This window comes from bacterium (assembly GCA_021372615.1).
GTDB lineage: Bacteria > Armatimonadota > Zipacnadia > Zipacnadales > UBA11051 > JAJFUB01.
This window is the reverse complement of sequence record JAJFUB010000074.1, coordinates 77,679-94,898: the sequence shown is the minus strand read 5'-3', so window position 1 is coordinate 94,898 and position 17,220 is coordinate 77,679. Positions and strand designations below refer to the sequence as shown.

At 68.9% G+C, this 17,220-nt stretch carries 13 protein-coding genes; 7 read left to right on the top strand and 6 right to left on the bottom strand.

Annotated features, from left to right (window positions below; translation table 11 throughout):
• Positions 1 to 26 precede the first annotated feature (26 nt).
• A complete protein-coding gene (locus tag LLH23_11045; GenBank protein MCE5239017.1) occupies positions 27 to 779 on the top strand; it encodes an SIMPL domain-containing protein in 753 nt (250 codons plus the stop codon).
• Between the two features lie 11 nt (positions 780 to 790).
• Here the strand turns inward: LLH23_11045 and LLH23_11040 are convergent, their stop codons facing one another.
• Both LLH23_11040 and LLH23_11035 read right to left on the bottom strand, forming a co-directional pair.
• Positions 791 to 2,467 (bottom strand): CocE/NonD family hydrolase, encoded by a 1,677-nt coding sequence (locus LLH23_11040; protein MCE5239016.1) that lies wholly within the window; start codon positions 2,465 to 2,467, stop codon positions 791 to 793.
• 124 nt (positions 2,468 to 2,591) lie between these two features.
• Positions 2,592 to 3,338, bottom strand: coding sequence for a DUF1638 domain-containing protein (locus LLH23_11035; protein MCE5239015.1), 747 nt, complete (start codon positions 3,336 to 3,338; stop codon positions 2,592 to 2,594).
• 135 nt (positions 3,339 to 3,473) lie between these two features.
• Between LLH23_11035 and LLH23_11030 the strand changes: the two genes are divergently transcribed.
• Positions 3,474 to 5,081: a glycosyltransferase family 39 protein gene (locus LLH23_11030; GenBank protein ID MCE5239014.1), complete on the top strand. Its 1,608-nt coding sequence runs from the start codon at positions 3,474 to 3,476 to the stop codon at positions 5,079 to 5,081.
• 122 nt (positions 5,082 to 5,203) lie between these two features.
• Here LLH23_11030 and LLH23_11025 read toward each other — a convergent pair whose 3' ends face one another.
• Together LLH23_11025 and LLH23_11020 are read right to left on the bottom strand one after the other, a co-directional pair.
• The gene (locus tag LLH23_11025; GenBank protein MCE5239013.1) at positions 5,204 to 6,625 is read right to left on the bottom strand and encodes a DUF4349 domain-containing protein; all 1,422 of its coding nucleotides are present in this window, start codon (positions 6,623 to 6,625) and stop codon (positions 5,204 to 5,206) included.
• On the bottom strand, positions 6,618 to 7,127 hold the full coding sequence (locus LLH23_11020) for a sigma-70 family RNA polymerase sigma factor (protein MCE5239012.1): 510 nt from the start codon (positions 7,125 to 7,127) through the stop codon (positions 6,618 to 6,620). Before LLH23_11020 ends, LLH23_11025 begins: the two co-directional genes overlap by 8 nt.
• Positions 7,128 to 7,697: 570 nt before the next feature.
• Between LLH23_11020 and LLH23_11015 the strand changes: the two genes are divergently transcribed.
• Entirely contained in the window at positions 7,698 to 10,004 is a 2,307-nt protein-coding gene (locus LLH23_11015) for a hypothetical protein (GenBank protein MCE5239011.1), read from the top strand.
• 4 nt (positions 10,005 to 10,008) lie between these two features.
• Here LLH23_11015 and LLH23_11010 read toward each other — a convergent pair whose 3' ends face one another.
• The gene (locus LLH23_11010; protein MCE5239010.1) at positions 10,009 to 11,049 is read right to left on the bottom strand and encodes a dienelactone hydrolase; all 1,041 of its coding nucleotides are present in this window, start codon (positions 11,047 to 11,049) and stop codon (positions 10,009 to 10,011) included.
• Positions 11,050 to 11,162: 113 nt separating this feature from the next.
• On the opposite strand from LLH23_11010, the gene LLH23_11005 reads away from it, so the two are divergent.
• Complete coding sequence (locus tag LLH23_11005) at positions 11,163 to 12,566, top strand: trimethylamine methyltransferase family protein (GenBank protein ID MCE5239009.1); 1,404 nt, start codon at positions 11,163 to 11,165, stop codon at positions 12,564 to 12,566.
• Positions 12,567 to 12,571: 5 nt separating this feature from the next.
• Complete coding sequence (locus LLH23_11000; GenBank protein MCE5239008.1) at positions 12,572 to 13,102, top strand: hypothetical protein; 531 nt, start codon at positions 12,572 to 12,574, stop codon at positions 13,100 to 13,102.
• On the opposite strand, the gene LLH23_10995 is transcribed toward LLH23_11000, so the two are convergent.
• Entirely contained in the window at positions 13,099 to 14,067 is a 969-nt protein-coding gene (locus LLH23_10995) for an alpha-ketoacid dehydrogenase subunit beta (protein MCE5239007.1), read from the bottom strand. The genes LLH23_11000 and LLH23_10995 overlap by 4 nt on opposite strands.
• Positions 14,068 to 14,216: 149 nt before the next feature.
• Between LLH23_10995 and LLH23_10990 the strand changes: the two genes are divergently transcribed.
• Both LLH23_10990 and LLH23_10985 read left to right on the top strand, forming a co-directional pair.
• Positions 14,217 to 15,467: a hypothetical protein gene (locus tag LLH23_10990; protein ID MCE5239006.1), complete on the top strand. Its 1,251-nt coding sequence runs from the start codon at positions 14,217 to 14,219 to the stop codon at positions 15,465 to 15,467.
• Positions 15,468 to 15,613: 146 nt separating this feature from the next.
• On the top strand, positions 15,614 to 16,978 hold the full coding sequence (locus tag LLH23_10985; protein MCE5239005.1) for a hypothetical protein: 1,365 nt from the start codon (positions 15,614 to 15,616) through the stop codon (positions 16,976 to 16,978).
• The last annotated feature ends 242 nt before the right edge of the window (positions 16,979 to 17,220 follow it).

The following is a 17,220-nucleotide window of genomic DNA, read 5'->3' as shown; positions in this document are numbered from 1 at the left end:
CCACTCAGCCGACAGGAGGCACGCCGATGGACGTCTCACGCTATAGCCCGATCATTGTGGCCGGGGTCGTGGGGGTCGCCCTCGTTGCCTGCACGGTGGTGGTGACGCAGGGGATCGTGCGCATCAAGACGCGCGATGACAGCATCCGCATCACCGGGTCGGCCCGCAAGATCATTCGCTCCGACCTGATCACGTGGCACGCGCGCATCGCGGCGCGTGACGCCAAGATGGATCAGGCGTACAAGACGCTCCGCGCCGGGGTGCAGAAGACCCAGGAGTACCTGCTCAAGCACGGACTGAAGGCCGAGGAGGTAACGCTGTCGCCGACCGAGACGCAGACCTTCTATGCGCCGCTGCCCAAGGGACAGGCCGACTATGAGAACTCGGTCTACCGCCCGGTCACCGGCTACCGCCTGACGCAAGAAGTCGTCGTGCAGTCCCAGCAGGTCGAGTTGGTGGACAAGCTCGCTCGCAGCGCGACCGACCTGATGGGCGGTGGCGTGGAGATCGAGTCGCTGGCCCCGGAGTACCTGTACACGAAGCTGGGAGAGCTGAAGGTGGAGATGCTGGCCGAGGCGGCCAAGGATGCGCGGCAGCGCGCCGACCAGGTTGCCCGCAATAGCGGCTGCCGCGTGGCCGGGGTGCGCTATGCCCAGATGGGCGTCATGCGCATCATTCCGGCCTACACCACCTCCGAGAGCGCCGAGGGAACCTACGACACGAGCACGCTTGACAAGGAGATTGTGGCGGTGGTGACGGCGGGGTTCTCGATTCGGTAGACGCCACGCCGCTAGCGCGCGGGGAGTACCGGTAGCCTCACCCGCGACGGGCGCGTGGCGTTGTGGCAGACCGTCTGGTGCGCCACCTGCCACAGTGTCTCCGTCACTTGATCGCCGCCGGTGTTGAGGTTGCGGTCCCACAGCGGGAAGTTGCTGCTGGTGATGGCGAGACGGATGCGGTGGCCGGCCAGGAAGACGTTGCTCGTGGCATCGAGACCAATCGTGAACTCGACGACTGTCCCGGGTTCCATCAGACGCGGTGCGCCCCAGAGGTCCTCGCGGAAGCGCGCGCGGATCACGCCCTCGGTGATGTTGATCGAGCGGCCGTCGGGGTAGACGTCGCACAGTCGCGCCACGAAGTCCGTGTCCGGCGCCGATGACGCGGCGAACAGCGTCATCGTCACCGTTCCCGTGACCTCCAGGTCCTCCTCCAGCACCTCTGACGTGTAGGTCAGCACGTCCGCCCGCGCCTCAACGGCGCGCTGGTCGTACGGTCCCGGCGGCGCCATCTCGTACAGGCCGGGGTTGTACGGCCCGATCGAGTGGTTGCCGCCGCGCGTGGGCGCCGGGTCGGCGGGGTCATAGTCATACTCATCCGGCGGCTCGTCGCCGGGCGCCTCGCGCGTCAGTCGTCCACCGGCGCGCAGGTGCCAGTCCTGGACCCGCGTCCGCGCCATCGGCCATTCCCCTTCGTCGCGCCACTCGTTTCGGCCCATGACGAAGAGCCGGAGGGGGGCGGGCTGCACGTCCGCCGGCGACTTGCCGTGCAGCAGCCCTTCCAGCCAGCGTCTCGTCGCCTCGTTCTCCGTCAGCGCCGCCGGGCCGAAGTCCAACTCGCCGAGGGTCGTGACGCTGCTCACGCCATGCGTCCACGGACCGACGAGCACCCGGTGGCTGTCGCGCAGCTCCGGCGTCGGCGCGGCCGCGCGCAGGGCCGCGAAGTTGCGGAGCGTCTCCCCCGCGTAGTAGTCATACCAGCCACCAATGAGCAGCGTCGGCGCCCGCACGTTCGCGAAGTCCTGGCGGACATTCAGCGGCTCCCACTGCTCGTCATACCGCGTGTGACCCGCGTAGTCACGCCACCACGGTACGACGCCCGCGCCGCTGCGCTCGTCCAGGTCGAGCAGTGGCAGCGATTCGAGCAACCCCCGCACATCGTACAGAGGCATGAGCGCTGCCTCCGACGTGCGGGCGGAGCACTCGAAGGTGAGCCAGCTCCAGGTCAGGCCGAGGCTGAAGGCCCCGTCGCAGTAGTACGCGCGCTTGAAACAGTCGCCGGCCATGAAGCGGGGGGTGAGCGCCACCAGCGCGGGATGGCCGGTGTTGGCGGCGTAGAACTGCGTGGCCGCCAGGTACGAGTCGCCGAACATGCCCACCCGGCCGTTGCACCACGGCTGGGCCACCAGCCAGTTGAGCGTGTCCTCGCCGTCTTGCGCCTCGTGGATGAAGGGGTAGAAGTCCCCGCCCGAGCCATAGCGCCCGCGCACATCCTGCACGACGAAGGCCATCCCCCGCCGGGCGTACTCCACCCCCTGCATCGGCACGCGGTTGTAGGCCGTCCGTACGAGCACGGTCGGGTAAGCGCCCTCAGCCTCGGGCAGGTAGACGGTCGTGGCCAGGGCGACGCCGTCGCGCATCGGCACGGGGACATGGCGCAGCAACCGGCAGTCGCGGGCGAAACTGGCCATGGAGGACACCCCTCTGTAGGGCATAGAGATCGCTCGCGATCTCAGGGGGCTTGTACCCCGCCCATATGGCGCTACCCGAACGGATGGGCGGGGTACAAGCCCCCGCCCTACACGACGGCAGCGCCTACACCGGCTGACACCGGATGATCTCGTTCCAGTCGTAGACGCCGACCGTCTGGCGGTCCGGCGGGACGATGAGGAACTCGGCCTCGTCCCAGTCACCGGCCAGCAGCGCCTGGATCAGGTGCAGGCTGCCGGGCAGCTCGACGCAGGTCCGCCCAACCTCGGCGCACTTCTCCCGGAAGCGCTCGAGGTAGCCCAGGTGGGCGAACTCCGGGATCTCGATGAACACGGCGCGGTTCTCGTCGCCATGGCCGACCGGGTGCATCTGCTCCCAGATGTACTTCGCGTTCTCCTCACCATATTTCTCCACGTACTCGGCGTAGGCGTCGCCGTAGTGGATCTGCGCCTCGCCCTCCTCGACGCGCAGGAAGTACTCGCCGCGCTCCATGTAGCCGCTGGAGGAGAACGGTGTGCTGGGCGCGTCGCCGAAGTGCTCGCGGAAGACCTCGCGCGAGCCGAGCAGCACGGTGCAGCAGTCGTGCGCCCGGGGCATGACCAGCGGGATGGCGCGGGCCTGCAGGCCGACGCCGGCGTTGCCGCACAGGCCAAATAGCAGCAGGATGGCGTCATAGGGCCGCCCGCTGTCGCCCGCGCGGTCAATGGCTGCCTGGATCGTCTCGCGCAGCTTCTCGGGGTGGATGTGCTCGCCCAGCTCGACGAACTCGATGTCCAGGACATGGGGTGAGTGCGCCGCGCAGTGGCACACCTCGCGCTGGAACACGTTGCAGGAAATCAGCTTCAGGGTCATGTGGCCTCCGTACCCCCCTGAGGTCGCGTCGTTCGCCGCTGATGGGGCAACGACCTGCCGTTCGGCCCGCCGCCTATGGTATACTCCAGGGCGAGGCGACCGCCTCTCATCCCTGCCCAAGGACTGCCACCCTCGATGACCGACAGCCCGCCCCTGTCACCCCATGGAGACCCCCAGCCCCCGCCGGCCTGCGCCTGGGCGACGTGGCGGCTGACGCTGCTCATGGTCGCCCTGTGGCTGGTCTGGCGCCTGGTCAACCTGCGCTTCTTCCTGCAGGCGGACCTGCTGGGCGATGAGGCCAACTACTGGGAGTGCGCCCGGCGGCTACAGCTCTCGTATCACTACTCGGGGCCCGGCATCGCGGCGGTCGTGGCGGCGGCGCAGGCGCTGTTTGGCGATGTCGAGTGGGGCCTGCGCTTCCCGGCGCCCATCGCCATGGCGGTGACCGCCCTGCTGGTGGGGCGGATGGCCCTCCGCGTCTCGGGCGACGAGCGCGCCGGCTTCTTCTCGGCGGCCCTCTTCCTGCTGTTCCCGCTGACCGCCCTGTGGTCCGTGCTCATTACCTATGACCCCCTGTACATCGCCTGTTGGCTGGGGGCGACGTTCGCGCTGTGGCTGATCGTCCGCGCCCACCGGGCGGGCGGGTTCCCGCTGGGCTGGTGGGCAGTGCTCGGGCTGGCGCTGGGGCTGGGCTTCCTGCTCAAGTACACGATCGTCCTGCTGGTGCCAGGGCTGGTGCTGTACTCGCTCCTGCAGCGGCGCACGTTCCGGTGGGACGCCCGCCTGTGGGTGGGCCTGGCCCTGAGCATCATCATCTTCGTTGCGGCCATCGCCCCGATCTGGGTCTGGAACCAGCAGGAGGGCTGGCCCACGATCACCTACTTGCGCGGCCACATGAACACACCGACCGACACCGCGAAGCGTCAGTGGAGTCCCGAATGGCCGCTGAGCTACATCGGTGCGCAGATCGCGCTTGTCGGGCCCGCGGCGGCGGTGCTGATCGCCGCGGGTCTCGCCGCCGCGTGGCGTCGCCGCCGGCAGGACGCGGAGGCCTGGGACACGCACCTGCTTCTGCTGTGCAGCGCCGGTGTCATCATTCTCTTCTTCCTGGCGGCGACGGCCGCGACGCGCTCGGAGGGGAACTGGGCGCTGGCGGGCTATCCGCCCCTGGCGGTGCTAGCGGGGCTGTACACCGCGCAGGCCTGCCGCGCCGGGGCCTGGACGCCCCTCCTCCGGCGCGCCTGGAAGTGGAGCCTCGGGTTCGGCGTGTTCGCCTATCTCGTCACCTCCTGCCCGATCCAGATGGCGCAGCTCCCGGTGATCGGCCGGGCCATGCCCCTCGAGCGCTTCTGGGGGGCACACCAGATGGCGGCGCAGGTAGACCAACTGCGGCAGCAGGTCCGCGCCGAGACCGGCCGCGAGCCGCTCATCATCGCCAAGACCTACCTGACCGCCAGCCAGATGGCCTTCTATCTCCCGGACCATCCGAGCGTCTACTGCGCGGCCAGCTACCTGGGCTGGCGCCGCAACACGTACGACTTCTGGGCGGATACCGACATGACCGCCCCGACACTGCGGGGCCGGCCTGCCATTCTCCTGGGCGCCGACCCGGCCGCCTGGCGCCGCGCCATCGCCATCGGCGACATCCGCACCGTCACGCTGGAGCCGAAGCCCATCTTCATCGGGTATGACTACCAGGGGGTGCAACCGGCCGTCCAGGCGCATGGCGGAAGGATCAGGTGAAGAGGGAAGAGAGAAGACTGAAGAACGAAGACGGAAGAGGCAAGAGGCAGGAGTCGCGGGGTGTCCGCCGTAGCGCGCAGCGCGTAGGCGGACGGGGCCCCGCGACTCTGTCTGATGTGAAGCTACGACGCCCGACGCTTCCGCCAGACCCATACCACGACCACCACCGGCGTCAGGAACAGCCCGTACAGCCCCACCCACACCAGCACAACACCGACGTGCCCCGCCGTATGAACGAAGCTGCTCCAGGCCCGGCCGATCTGCCCGGCCGATACAGCCGCCTGCGGCCCGCGCTCGATGAGCGTCGCCGTGATCGTCGCCAGCGCCACCTCACGTTCCACGCCGAACAGCGCATCCTGCGCGGCCCCGAGTTGCTGCCGGACGGCGCGCGTCTGCTCCTGCAGCGCGGGCTTCTGGGCCGTCCGCGCCACCGCCTCGCGATGTTGCACCTGCCCCAGCTCCTCCTCGGTCTGCGTCACGGCCCGGCTCCCGGTCACATATTGGTCGGTCATGTCCGCCCCACTGATCTCGCGCCGCGCCACATAGCCCAGCGCCGCCAGCGCGTTGATCGTCGCTCCGACTTCGGCGGTCGGGACCTTGCCCTCGACGCGGGCCGAGCGGTGCAGCTCCTGCCCTGCGTTCACCCCGCCCTGCTCGAGCGCGGAGTGCAGCACGAAGCCCCCACGGTCGTAGAAGGTCTGCTCGGCGGCGACGACGGCGCTCTGCAGGCTCCTGACCCACACCTCACACGAGGCGTCATAGGCCAGCCTCACGCGCCGGCGCAGGCCGTAGTTGTTGTCCGGTGCGCCGGGGGCGATGGCCGTGATGGGCGCGACATCACTCGGCAGCTTCTTGATCCACTTCCCATGCCCGTCGGCGTAGCCGACGTTCATGCCCTCGTTGTGACGGTACGCGGGCTGGCCGTTCTCAGCCTCGTAGATGATGATCGTGTTGCCCGGGTCGGTGATGGACTTCAGCGGCATCCCACCCCAGCGCGACACCAGCGCGTAGCTGTCGCCCGTGCTGCCGATGGCGCTCGGGCAGTGCAGGATCTGCGTGTTGCCGTGGTAGCGCTGGATCAGCTCCGCCCAGTTCTCCGCCGGTGGCAGCACGTCATCGTAGTCGTGCGCATACTGCAGCGTCGCCAGCGCCAACTGCCTGACATTCGACAGGCAGCTTGGCTGCCGCGCCTTCTCGCGCGCCTTGGAGAACACCGGGAACAAGACCGCGGCCAGAACCCCGCAAATGCCCAGGACCACAAGCAGCTCCACCAGCCCGAACGACGGGCGGCGGCGCGGTACAGCGACTTCCTTCGGTTCCACAGACATCTCACTCACTCTCCTCATCACATCCTGAGAGATGTCTGCCTGGCGGCCCATGAGACTGCTGATGAATGATCGCCGGTCGGCCTCGACCTGCTCCGCCCACGCGCGGCAGGCCGGGCATGCGTCCAGATGAGCCTGCACCTCCTTCTCTTCCTGCGGGCTGCACTGCCCGTCCAACCAGGCCGAGATGGCCTCGCGCCACTGCTCGCAGTCAGCCATCGAGCCCACCTCCTTGCCCCGCCAGCGCCGCCCGCAACGCCTGCCGCGCACGGAAGCAGCGCACCCGCACGTTGTTCACGCTGATCCCCAGCATCCGGGCGATCTCCTCGTAGTCCAGCTCCTGCAGGTACCGCGCGGCCAGGATCTCCCGGTCCGCCAGCGGCAACGTCTGCAGCAGCGAGTCCATCTCGACGGTTCGGTCGGGCGGCGCGGCCGGCTCGGGCACCGGGTCCTGCTCCACCGACGCCATCGGCGGCGGCTGCTTGGCCAGATGCTTGCGGCACAGGTTGCGCACGATGCCATGCAGCCACGCGCCGAAGGCCGCCGGGTCATGCAGGTTGTGCAGCGACCGGTACGCCTGGACGAACGCCTCCTGGGCGATGTCCTGGGCCGTCTCGAAGTCTCCGCACAGGTGGTGGGCGCAGGCCAGGGCGCGTCCCTGGTGTGCTTCCACCAGGTCGGCATACGCGCTTCGGTTGCCGCGCAGCACTTGCCTGACCATGTTCGCATCCTGTGCCGAGTTGGGCATCAATGACCTGTGAATGCTGAAGGAAGATTGCCGAGCGTGGGCCGCCGAGGCAGAGCTTCTGTAGTAGAGTGCCCTGACAGCGGCGGTTCATTACAGATGAGGCAACGGATCGTTGAGTCGCCCCTCCGGGGCTCCCGCACCACGGGGAGGGGAGGACGCCGCTGTGACGGGGGCTTCCGCCCCCGCCTATGTTGAGTCGCGCCTCCGGCGCTGACGGCCCCCCCCGAACCGACCGCCACTCCGATGCCGATGGTCCCGCCGTCCTCACCAGATGGGGGACCCGCGAGGCCTCGGGGGCCGCTGTCGTTGAGGCCCGGAGGGCCGGCTCAGTCTAGGCGGGGGCGGAAGCCCCCGTCACACCGGCGGCCCCTTCCCTCCTCTTGGGGCCGTTCGGTCTGAGCGCCGGAGGCGCGACTCAACCTGTCGCACACTCGCCCTTGCCGCCTCTCCCTTCGGCATCTCCCCCGAACTCTCCTGTGGCGGCAGGGCGGCTCTGGGCGCCTGGCGAACTCCCCGCCCATCACGCCACACAGGATGCCTCGAATGGACCCGATCGGCCTCGACCACGCCGTCTGCACCGTAGACGGCCTGACGTCCCTCCCGCTCACCGTGGGCGAGACGATCTCCTTCTGCCTGGACGCCGCGCCCGGTCTCTACCTGTTCTCGGTCGTCATGGACGCCCGGGACTTCGACTGGGAGCAGCTCTACGAGACGCTGAGCAAGTACCACAACGAGCACGAGCGCACCGGGCCGTGGGACTTCTCGATCAACTTCGGCGCCATCCCGCTGGTGCCTGCCTACTGGGTCGCGCTCAATGGCCGCCGGATCGGCCTGTGGTTCTTCGAGCGCGTGTCGCTGGAAGACATCGCGCACCAGCGCTTCCGCGGCAAGTTCAGCTTCGTCGCCGACGGGCCGACCACCGTGGAACTCACGCCCTACCGCCCCGAGCAGTACGTGCAGCCCTCGCTGGAAGACCGGCAGAGCGCGAGCAATGCCCACGTCTTCCAGAACCCCGGGGCCCCGCCGGCCTACGACCGGTCGGGGCTGCGGTGGGTGTCGGCGGTGCTGGAGGTGGAGCCGGAGGACGCGCTGCTGCCCGAAGTCCCGCGTGGGCGCGCGTACACTCCCCCCGCCGCCGCATGGGCCAGACCTGAATACTGGGAACGCCTCAGGGCCGCTCTCGACACCACCCACGCTCTCTACCGCGAGCCCTTGCGCCGGACCTTTGAGTGGCTGTCGGCCCACCGCGGGCACGGGGCGGATGATCTGCTCATGTGGATCGCTGCCTGGCGTCTGGGGGCCATCCCCGACGCACTCGACGAGGCCCTCGCGACGGTGGACGAGATCATCGGCCGCCCGGCGTGGGGCAACCCCAACCCGGAGGGCTACAGCCACAATGGCGACATGGGGGCCATGAGCTGCCTGCGGGCGCTCGCCTGGGCGTACCATGCGCTGGGTGACGAACTGGGCGAGGAGCGGCGGGCGCGGCTGCTGGACAAGCTCCGCGTCCACGGGCAGATCTTCTTCGAGCTGGCGCTGCTGAACCGCGACTACTGGGGCGGCTCGATCAGCCAGGACCACGGCAAGAAGTCCCTCGCCGGCTTCGGCGTGGCGGCCCTGCATCTGCTGGGCGTGCTACCCGAAGCCGACCTGTGGTGCCGGTGGGTGCTGCCGCGCGTCGAGCGCTCGTGGGGCGCGATGCCCCGCGATGGCGTCATCCCCCTCAGCTCCCACTACCACCAGTACCTGTACCTGGAGGAGACGAGCCAGTACCGCGAGGCCCTGCTGGCGTTGACCGGCGAGGACGTGCTGGACCGGCCCCAGTTCCGGCCGATCATTGACTTCATGGTCAACCTGCTGAGCCCCTCGCGCCAGGTCCTGCGCTTCGGCAACGACCTGTCGCGCTTCATCGGGGCCGCGCACTTCCTCAACCAGGCGGCGAGCAAGTTCCGCGACGGGCGCGCGGCGTGGCTGCAGCAGCAACTCCTCCAGCTCGACACCGGGGAGTTCTACCACGGCACACAGCTCTACGCATACTACCAGAGCGCGGTGGCGGGTCTGATGAGCTATGACCCATCCGTGGCGGCCACGCCTCCCGCACCGCCGCCCCCACTGCAGACATATCCGGATTCGGGCCTGGTCCACTACCGCGACGACGCCCGCCGGGTGGCCCTAACTCTCCAGTGCGGGCCGGCCTCCGGCTGGAACTCCTACCTGGCCTCGCTCTGCGCCTGCGACCGTCTCGGCATCGCCCCCGCTTCCGGCCACTTCATGTTCTACCTCGATGATGTGCCCGTGCTGTGCAGCCCCGACGGCGGCTACAAGCTGCAGACGGCGCTGCGCTCGTGCCTGCTCATAGACGGCCAGGGCCAGGTCGGTGACATCGGCTACCCGATGTCCATCCCCTCGAAGCTGCACCGGGGCGAGCAGGTTCAGACCGTGCGGTGGGACGAGGTCACGCAGACAGGCTTCGTGCGGCTGTGGCTCACCCCTGGCTATCCGGATGAGTTGGGCCTGGCGCACTACACGCGCGACTTCCTGATCGCGCCAGAGCGGATCACGGTCCGCGATACGGTAGTGTTGGACGAGCCGCGGCGGCTCAGTTGGCTGTTCCAGGGCAAGGAGGAGTACGGGGTGGTGCTGGAGGGGCTGACCGGGGTGTTCGGGACCGAGCGCCAGGCGCGCGTCACGCCGCAGACGACCGACCTGCCCCTCGCCGCGCGGGTGGCGAAGACGCCGGTGGTGTGGTCGTATGCCAGCGGCAGCGGCTTCAAGCCGTTCCTGCACGTGCGCTATGACGCGACGGAGGCGGTGCGGCGGGTGGTGGCGGAGTTCGTGATCAGTTGGTAGGGGCTCACCTCGTCCCCAGGTGCGCCTCAAACCACCCGTACAGCGCCTCCTGCGCGGGCTCGGGCACCCAGTGGCCCGCATCGTGCAGGAACAGGCCCAGGTTCTGCGCCTGGCCATGCAGCGCGTACGCCGGGCGGGCTGCTTCCAGATAGCTCCAGTCCTGGACGAAGTCCGCAGCGCCGCGCCGGGCATCCGGGGCCGGTGGCTGGGCGCCTCCGCCCAGCACCAGCAGCGCCCGCGGCGCCGCCAACGCGAGCAGTTGGTGATGCTCCAGGTCCGACCGCTGCTTGACCCCCTCGCCCAGGTACCACGGCGCGGTCCAGTTCGTGAACGGCAGTCCGATGCCGCCCTCGCTGGATACCCCGGCCTTCATGCGCTCATCGAAGGCCATCGCGTACAGGACTTCCTTGGCCCCCAGCGAGTGCCCGACACAGCCGAGGCGCTCCGGGTCCACCCCCGGCAGCGTCAACAGATAGTCCGTCGCTCGCAGCCCGTCCCATAGCATCTTCCCCATGCCGGTCCAGTGCGGGTAGCGTGCCAGCAGCACGTCTTCGGTCAGGCGGGTGAAGACCCCGAAGTCGGGGTGGGCGCCGGGGCGGCCCCGGTAGTCCCAGAGGACGTTGCAGGGCGAAACGGTCACATAGCCCCGCTCGGCCAGGCGCAGGGCGAAGTGCTTCTCGGGTGGCTCGGCCAGCCCCACCGGCTGCAGGATCGTCTGATCGGTCGTGGGATGGAAGACAACCACCCCGGGGAAGGGCCCGTCGCCCTGGGGCCGCACCACGTAGGCATAGACGCGACAGCCCTCCTCGACCTGGTAGGTCACGAGAGTCCGGGTGATCGCGCCGAGGTCCTCGCTGTACTTGGTCACGGGGTCGAGGGGCACGACCTCCGGCCCGTGGCCGAGGTAGTCCAGCCACGTCTGCAGCAGCACCTGGCGCTGGGCCTGCCAGTCCTCGAGCGTCGGCCCGAGGGGCAGCGGCGGCAGCGGATGGCTGGCAAGGTCATAGTCGGCGGGCGGGGTGGTCAAGGCGCGCAAGTCGAGCATGTGTTGGTCTCCCTTCGTCCCCTCTATTCCCACCCCTCGCCCCGGGACCTTCCGCGCAGGAACCGCTTTGCACGCGGCGAAAGGGCCTGCATCTCATGCTCGGAGGCGCCGCCATGCTCCAGCAGTTCCTGATCCGCGATGAGGATGTCGAGCCCCTGGCCACGGCGGTGATGGCGACCCTCGAACGGGTCGGCATCCTGTGCCAGAATGACGAACTGCTGGGCCTGCTAGACCGCGCCGGGGCGCGGGTGGACTTCGCCGCCCAGCGCGTGCGCTTCCCGCAGCAGATGGTCGCCGAGTATGTGGCGCAGTTCCGTCGCGAGCGTCACGATCAGCTCGGCGGCCAGCCTTTCCGCGCCCCGGCGAAGCCCGGCCTGGGCACCCAGATCGCCCAGTTCTGCCTGGACCCACACACCGGCGACAGGCGCAGCGGCAACACGCGGGACTTCGTCGAGTGCATCCGGTTGGGCGAGGTCGTCCATGGCGACCAGGGCGTCGGCCATTGTCTGCTCTCGACCGATGTGCCGCCCCTGCTCGAGCCGCTCAACGCCGCGCTCCTGCTGGCCGAGTACGCCACCCACCCCCATGGCGTCTACCCCTGGAACGTGCGCCAGATTGACTACCTCATCGAGATGGCGGAGATCCTGGGCGTGGGCGACCTGTGGGTCTGGGGCGCGCTGTGCTTCGCTCACCCGCTGCGACTGGATCGGGACGTCGTGGACCGGCTGGTGCGGCAGGCCAAGGCCGGCGGCAGCATCGGCATCACGGCCATGCCTGTCGTCGGGGTCTCGACTCCCGTGACCGTGGAGGGCTTCATCACGGTGGCGGCGGCCGAGATCGTGTCGGTGTGGATCTGCGGGCGGGTCATCAACCCCGCGGTCAGCCTCGGGGGCTCCATGTGGGCCGGCACCGTGGACATGAAGACCGGCGACGTCAGCTACTCGACCTATGACGCGATGTACCACGCCTTCGCGGTCAATGAGTTCATCCGCCGCTGGACGGGCGTGAACTTCCCGCCCGGCAGCGGCGAGTACTGCGACGCCAAGGCTCCCGGCCTGGCCGCGCTCTTCGAGAAGCACTACAAGGCGATGACCGTCGCGGCCTTCACCGGTCGGCACCCCGGCGTTGGCGATGGCATGCTCGAATGCGGCAAGACGCTCTCGCTGGTGCAACTGGCGCTGGAGCGTGACTTTGTGGACGGCCTGCGCCAGTACGAGCGCCGGGTGGACCCCAGCGCGGCCAACATTGTTCTGGATGACATAGTCGCGGTGGACCTGGGAATGACGGACAGCTACCTGGAGACGATGCACACGGCCCGGCGCTTCCGCGAGTGCCTGTTCATGCCGCAGCTCATCGAGCGGCGAGGGTGGAACGGGGCCGCGGACGACGCCGCGATGGTCGCGAAGGCCCGGGCGCAGGTGGCGGAGTTGCAGGCGCAGTACGTCAAGCCCGACGGGCGGGAGGACAAGCTGGCAGCGATGCGGACGGTCATGGACCGGGCAGCGAAGGAGCTGTAGCCGACATGCGACGCTGGCCGACGTGGGCAATCGTGGGCGCCATGGTGCTGATCGCCCTGTGGGCGATCCCCCTCCAGCAGCGGCAGCAGGACATCGGCCGTACGCAGGTCTGTGTCGCCAATGTCCAGTTGCTGGGTATGGCCGTCCTGCAGTACGTCGCCGACCACGGCGACACCATGCCCCCCGTGTCGGCCCTCCCGGAGGGTCTCCTCGGCACTCCGCCGCTCACCCGGGCGAACCTGGTCTGCCCCGCCGACCCGCAGCGGGTGATGCCGGGCTATGCCTACTGCCCCGTATGGGCCGGGGTGAAGCACGACAGCATTGACGCGCCGAGTTGTGCGGTGATGACCTACGAGGCCAGCGGCGGCCAGCTCGCTTATCGCCACCGGTTGGGCTATCGTGGGGAACTGGGGCCGTGGGTCTCGGTCGGGTACTGTGACGGTCGCGTGGAGCAGGGCACCCCCGCCACCTTCAGCCAGAGGAACGTCGCGGCCGGGAGGGACGGCGACTACCTCGGCACCCACCCCGTACGCTAGACCATTGCCCGCACGGCCGCCTCGATGTCCGTTTCATCGGGGATCACGGCTCGCTCCAGCGGCGGGCTGAAGGGCATCGGCAGGTCGAGGCTCCCCAGCACCCGCGGCGGGGCTTTGAGCGCGGCGAAGGCCTGCTCCGTCACTCGCCGCACGATCTCGCTGCCGAACCCCCCGCACAGGCACGCCTCCTGCACCACCAGCAGCCGCCCCGTCTTGCGCGCCGAGTTCAGGATGGTCTCCTCATCCAGCGGGATGAGCGTGCGCGGGTCAATGACCTCGACGGATACATCATCCGCCACCCTCTCCGCCACCGCCAGCGCCTTGTGCACCATGTTTAGGGTCGCCACGACCGTCAGGTCGGTCCCCTCGCGCTTCACGTCCGCCTGCCCGAAGGGGATCGTGAACTCCCCTCTGGGCACTTCGCCCTTCATGTCGTACAACAGCCGGTGCTCCATGTAGTACACGGGGTTGTCATCGCGGATGGCGGTCTTGAGCAGCCCGTAGGCGTCATAGGGTGTGCTGGGGACGACGACCTTGAGGCCCGGGACATGGGCGAACCAGGCTTCGAGGCACTGGGAGTGCTGGGCGGCCTCGCAGGTTCCCCCGCCGCCGGGGGTGTGAACGACCAGCGGCACCCGGAGCTGCCCGCCGGACATGGTGCGCAGCTTGGCGGCCTGGTTGACCACCATGTCCATGCAGGTGGTGATGAAGTCGTTGTACATGATCTCAACGACAGGCCGCAGGCCGGTCATGGCCGCGCCGACGGCCAGGCCGGTGAAGCCACACTCGGAGATCGGCGTCTGCCGCACGCGCTTACGCCCGAACTGCTTGAGCAGCCCCTTCTGCACCCCCCACACGCCACCGACGTCGGCCACGTCCTCACCGATGACGAAGACGCGCTCATCGCGGGCCATCTCTTCATGCAGGGCACGGTTCATCGCGCGCAGGTAGGTGATGGTGGGCATGTCCGGATGCACCTTTGGCCACAGGAGGTGAACTGCTATCTGTTCTCCGGGCATGAGCACGCACCTGCCTGATCCGCCTTGCCGCCCTGCAGGTTGGCTGCGGCGGCGTAGCGAATGACGCGCCATTCGCTGGCCGCCCAGGAGCCCTCATGACCACCCCCACCGACCGCAACCGCGTCCGCACGCTGGCCACCGAGTATGCCGAGCTGGTCAACAGCGACGACATGGCTCGCCGCCGCGAGAAGTGGCGGCTGTCCAATCGACTCATCGAGCGGACCGTGCCCTTCCACATCGAGGACAACGGTACGTTCTTTGCCGACCTGACCCCGCCGACGGAGTGCGAGGGTGAGTTCGAGCGCGGCTGCGAGGCCCACTTCCTGCGCTGCCTGACCAACCTGCGTCTCATCCCCGATGACCGCGTGTTCCCGGCTGGCTTCTGGGTGCCCTGGGCCATCGGCCGCACCTCGGTGTGCCCCGAGTTGCAGATCCGCCGCGTGCCCGACCACCGGGGCCGCGACCTGGGCTATGAGACCAACACCCCGCTGGCCGATCTGGAGCCGGGCCTGAAGAAGCTGCGCCCCACGGAGTTCGGCGTCAACCGCGAGGCGACGTGGCAGCGGGCCGAGCAGGCGGAGGGGCTGTTTGGCGACCTGCTCCCGGTCGAGATCGTCAACGGCCACGCCTCGCTGGCCGCGGGCACCGGTATGGCCGGGCAGGCGGTGCACCTGATGGGCATGGACAACTTCTACATGAACATGCTCGACCAGCCCGACAACGTCCACGCCTTCTTCACCTTCCTGGCCGACGATGCCGAGCGCTACGCGACCTGGCAAGAGGCCGAGGGCCTGCTCACCCCCAACGGCCGCGAGTTGGACTGCGGGTCCGGGAGTTGCGTGTATTCGGACGAACTGCCCCGGCGAGAGATTGCGCCGGGGGAGCAGGTGCTGCTGTCCGACACCTGGGGGTTCATCGAGGCGCAGGAGGCGGTGGGGCTGTCGCCGCAGATGTACGCGGAGTTCATCCACCCCTACCAGCGGCGCGTCGGCGACCGCTACGGGCTCATCAACTACGGCTGCTGCGAGCCGGTGCACCACTTCTGGCCGACGCTGAAGCAGTTCCACAACCTGCGCAAGGTGACGGTGTCGCCCTGGTGTGATGTGGCAAGCATCGCGGCCTCGGCAGGCCGGAGTGTCGTGTTGTCACGCAAGCCGCACCCGATGAAGCTGTGCGGGCCGACCTTCGCCCCGGCCGACTTCGCGGCCACGATCCGCGAGAGCCTGGAACTGACACAGGGCAACTTTGTCGAGTTGATCTTCCGCGACACGGTGCCGCTGAACGGGGCTATGCAGGAGCGGCTGGTGGAGGCGTGCGGGGTCATCCGGCGGCTGATTAGGGAGTAGGGCGGCAGCGGCAGTGCGGGTGTCACGCGCAGCGTAACACCGCACCGCCTCCGGCGACACCCCGCTCTGATGCGGAACCAATCGTCCCGGCGGGTGTTGGTAGCAGCGTCGGCACGCCGCGAAGTAGCCCCCGGGAGGGTTCTGCCATGGCTCGGCCGCTGCTGCTCACCTCACTCCTGTTGTCCGCGGTCTCGTTCGTCACTGCGCAGGAACAGGTCACGCGGGAGATACCCCTGTGGCACCAGAGCGCCATCGAGATCGCCGCCCTGTTCGCCTCCGGCGGACCGCCTGCCCCTCCGCCTGCCCCCGAACCCCTCGAGCAGGTCGCCCTGCGCTACGCGATCCAAGCCGTTGCGGATGTGTCGCGTACGGCCTGGCACTGGCAGAGCTTCGTCGAGGTCAGCCCTGCGCCGCCGCCGTCCGCCGCCGGGGCAGGACTGGGCAAGATGCTGCCCACCGGCCTCGCCGGCCCACCGACGGCACTCCTGTGGCGCAATTCGCTGAAGGTCACCGGCACCGAGGAAGCCATCGGCAAGCTGCGGGAGATCATGGGCCTGCTCGACAAGCCGACCGTGCGACTGGGGCTGGAGGTGAGCGTTCTCTCACTCGAACCGGCGCGCGCCGCGAAGCTGCCGGGCGTGGACTGGAGCTGCCGCGCCGACGACCGGGAGGATGAGCGGCTGCGGCTCTACTTCGCCCACGGTGACAGCACGAAGCTGCTGGCCGACCCCGCAACCAACTCGGCCCCGCTGACGGCGTCCGTGACGGTCGGCAACAACGCCAGCACCGCCATGACGTTCGTCGAGGCCATGCCGTACTACGCGCGCCGCGCGGAGAACGGGCCACCTGACCTGCTCACGCGCGTCCGCGTCCTGCGTCTCACCCTCACCCCGCGCCGCAACGCGGACGATAGCCTCACGCTGCTGGGGCAGACGGCCTTCTACGCCGGGCGCGCCGTCGGAGACAGGCCCGACAAGATGGCGGAGGAGGGGCGGTGGCTCGCCGACCGGGAAACGCAAGTCCGCGTGGCGGCGGGCGAGAGCATGTTGCTGCGTGGCGTGGGCAACGATGTCCTGACCTTCAGCGCCGAGGGTGTCGAGTTCGGTCCACAGCGCTTGCTGGACCCGCTGGTCGTCGTGACGCCTCGTCCGCTCCCCGCGGAGGAAGCCTACCTGCGCGACGCCGGGCCGCTGGAGGGCGACGTCCGCGACCGCATGCTCAATACCATCTTTGGCAAGGCGCTGCGGGAAGGCGCAGATGGGGTCATGGCCGGGCTGGACGAGGAGGGCTACACGACGGTCTGGTACCAGAGGGGCCCGAACCAGTGGGAGCGTGTGATGAGGATGCCCCTGTTCATGCTGGGGCCGCTCACGCATATCCTGGCCGACCCGGCGGACGCGAACGGTGAGTACCGTCGCCAGGACCCCACCGGGGCGGTGCTGGACCTCACCGTCACTCGCCAGCAGGTCGGCGGGCAGCCGGGAGTGGTGCTCACGTGGCCCAAGCAGTAGGCCAGCCCGGGGCGGGCTGGAAGCCCGCACTACCCCTTTGTCGCTCTCTGAACGGTCCGTGGACACGTTCTGGTGTCCGCCCTGGTTGTACAACCGCGCCAAGACATGTATAATGCGCCGGTCGTCCAGCCGCTTGACAAGCCGACCCATCCATGCCCGCACGCCCGAGGCCTCCCGGCGGCGGGCTTTGCTTTTGTCGGTCCGCCACAAAAACAGCAGAAGGATTCGCACTCTGCCTGCCG

Excerpts from the sequence above, each read along its gene's own strand:
- LLH23_10985 (MCE5239005.1), top strand. The coding sequence starts at position 15,614 with ATGGCTCGGCCGCTGCTGCTCACCTCACTCCTGTTGTCCGCGGTCTCG.
- LLH23_11015 (MCE5239011.1), top strand. The coding sequence starts at position 7,698 with ATGGACCCGATCGGCCTCGACCACGCCGTCTGCACCGTAGACGGCCTG.
- LLH23_10990 (MCE5239006.1), top strand. The coding sequence starts at position 14,217 with ATGACCACCCCCACCGACCGCAACCGCGTCCGCACGCTGGCCACCGAG.
- LLH23_11025 (MCE5239013.1), bottom strand. The coding sequence starts at position 6,625 with ATGGCTGACTGCGAGCAGTGGCGCGAGGCCATCTCGGCCTGGTTGGAC.
- LLH23_11035 (MCE5239015.1), bottom strand. The coding sequence starts at position 3,338 with ATGACCCTGAAGCTGATTTCCTGCAACGTGTTCCAGCGCGAGGTGTGC.
- LLH23_11010 (MCE5239010.1), bottom strand. The coding sequence starts at position 11,049 with ATGCTCGACTTGCGCGCCTTGACCACCCCGCCCGCCGACTATGACCTT.
- LLH23_11000 (MCE5239008.1), top strand. The coding sequence starts at position 12,572 with ATGCGACGCTGGCCGACGTGGGCAATCGTGGGCGCCATGGTGCTGATC.
- LLH23_11045 (MCE5239017.1), top strand. The coding sequence starts at position 27 with ATGGACGTCTCACGCTATAGCCCGATCATTGTGGCCGGGGTCGTGGGG.
- LLH23_11020 (MCE5239012.1), bottom strand. The coding sequence starts at position 7,127 with ATGGTCAGGCAAGTGCTGCGCGGCAACCGAAGCGCGTATGCCGACCTG.
- LLH23_11005 (MCE5239009.1), top strand. The coding sequence starts at position 11,163 with ATGCTCCAGCAGTTCCTGATCCGCGATGAGGATGTCGAGCCCCTGGCC.
- LLH23_11030 (MCE5239014.1), top strand. The coding sequence starts at position 3,474 with ATGACCGACAGCCCGCCCCTGTCACCCCATGGAGACCCCCAGCCCCCG.
- LLH23_10995 (MCE5239007.1), bottom strand. The coding sequence starts at position 14,067 with ATGCCCACCATCACCTACCTGCGCGCGATGAACCGTGCCCTGCATGAA.
- LLH23_11040 (MCE5239016.1), bottom strand. The coding sequence starts at position 2,467 with ATGGCCAGTTTCGCCCGCGACTGCCGGTTGCTGCGCCATGTCCCCGTG.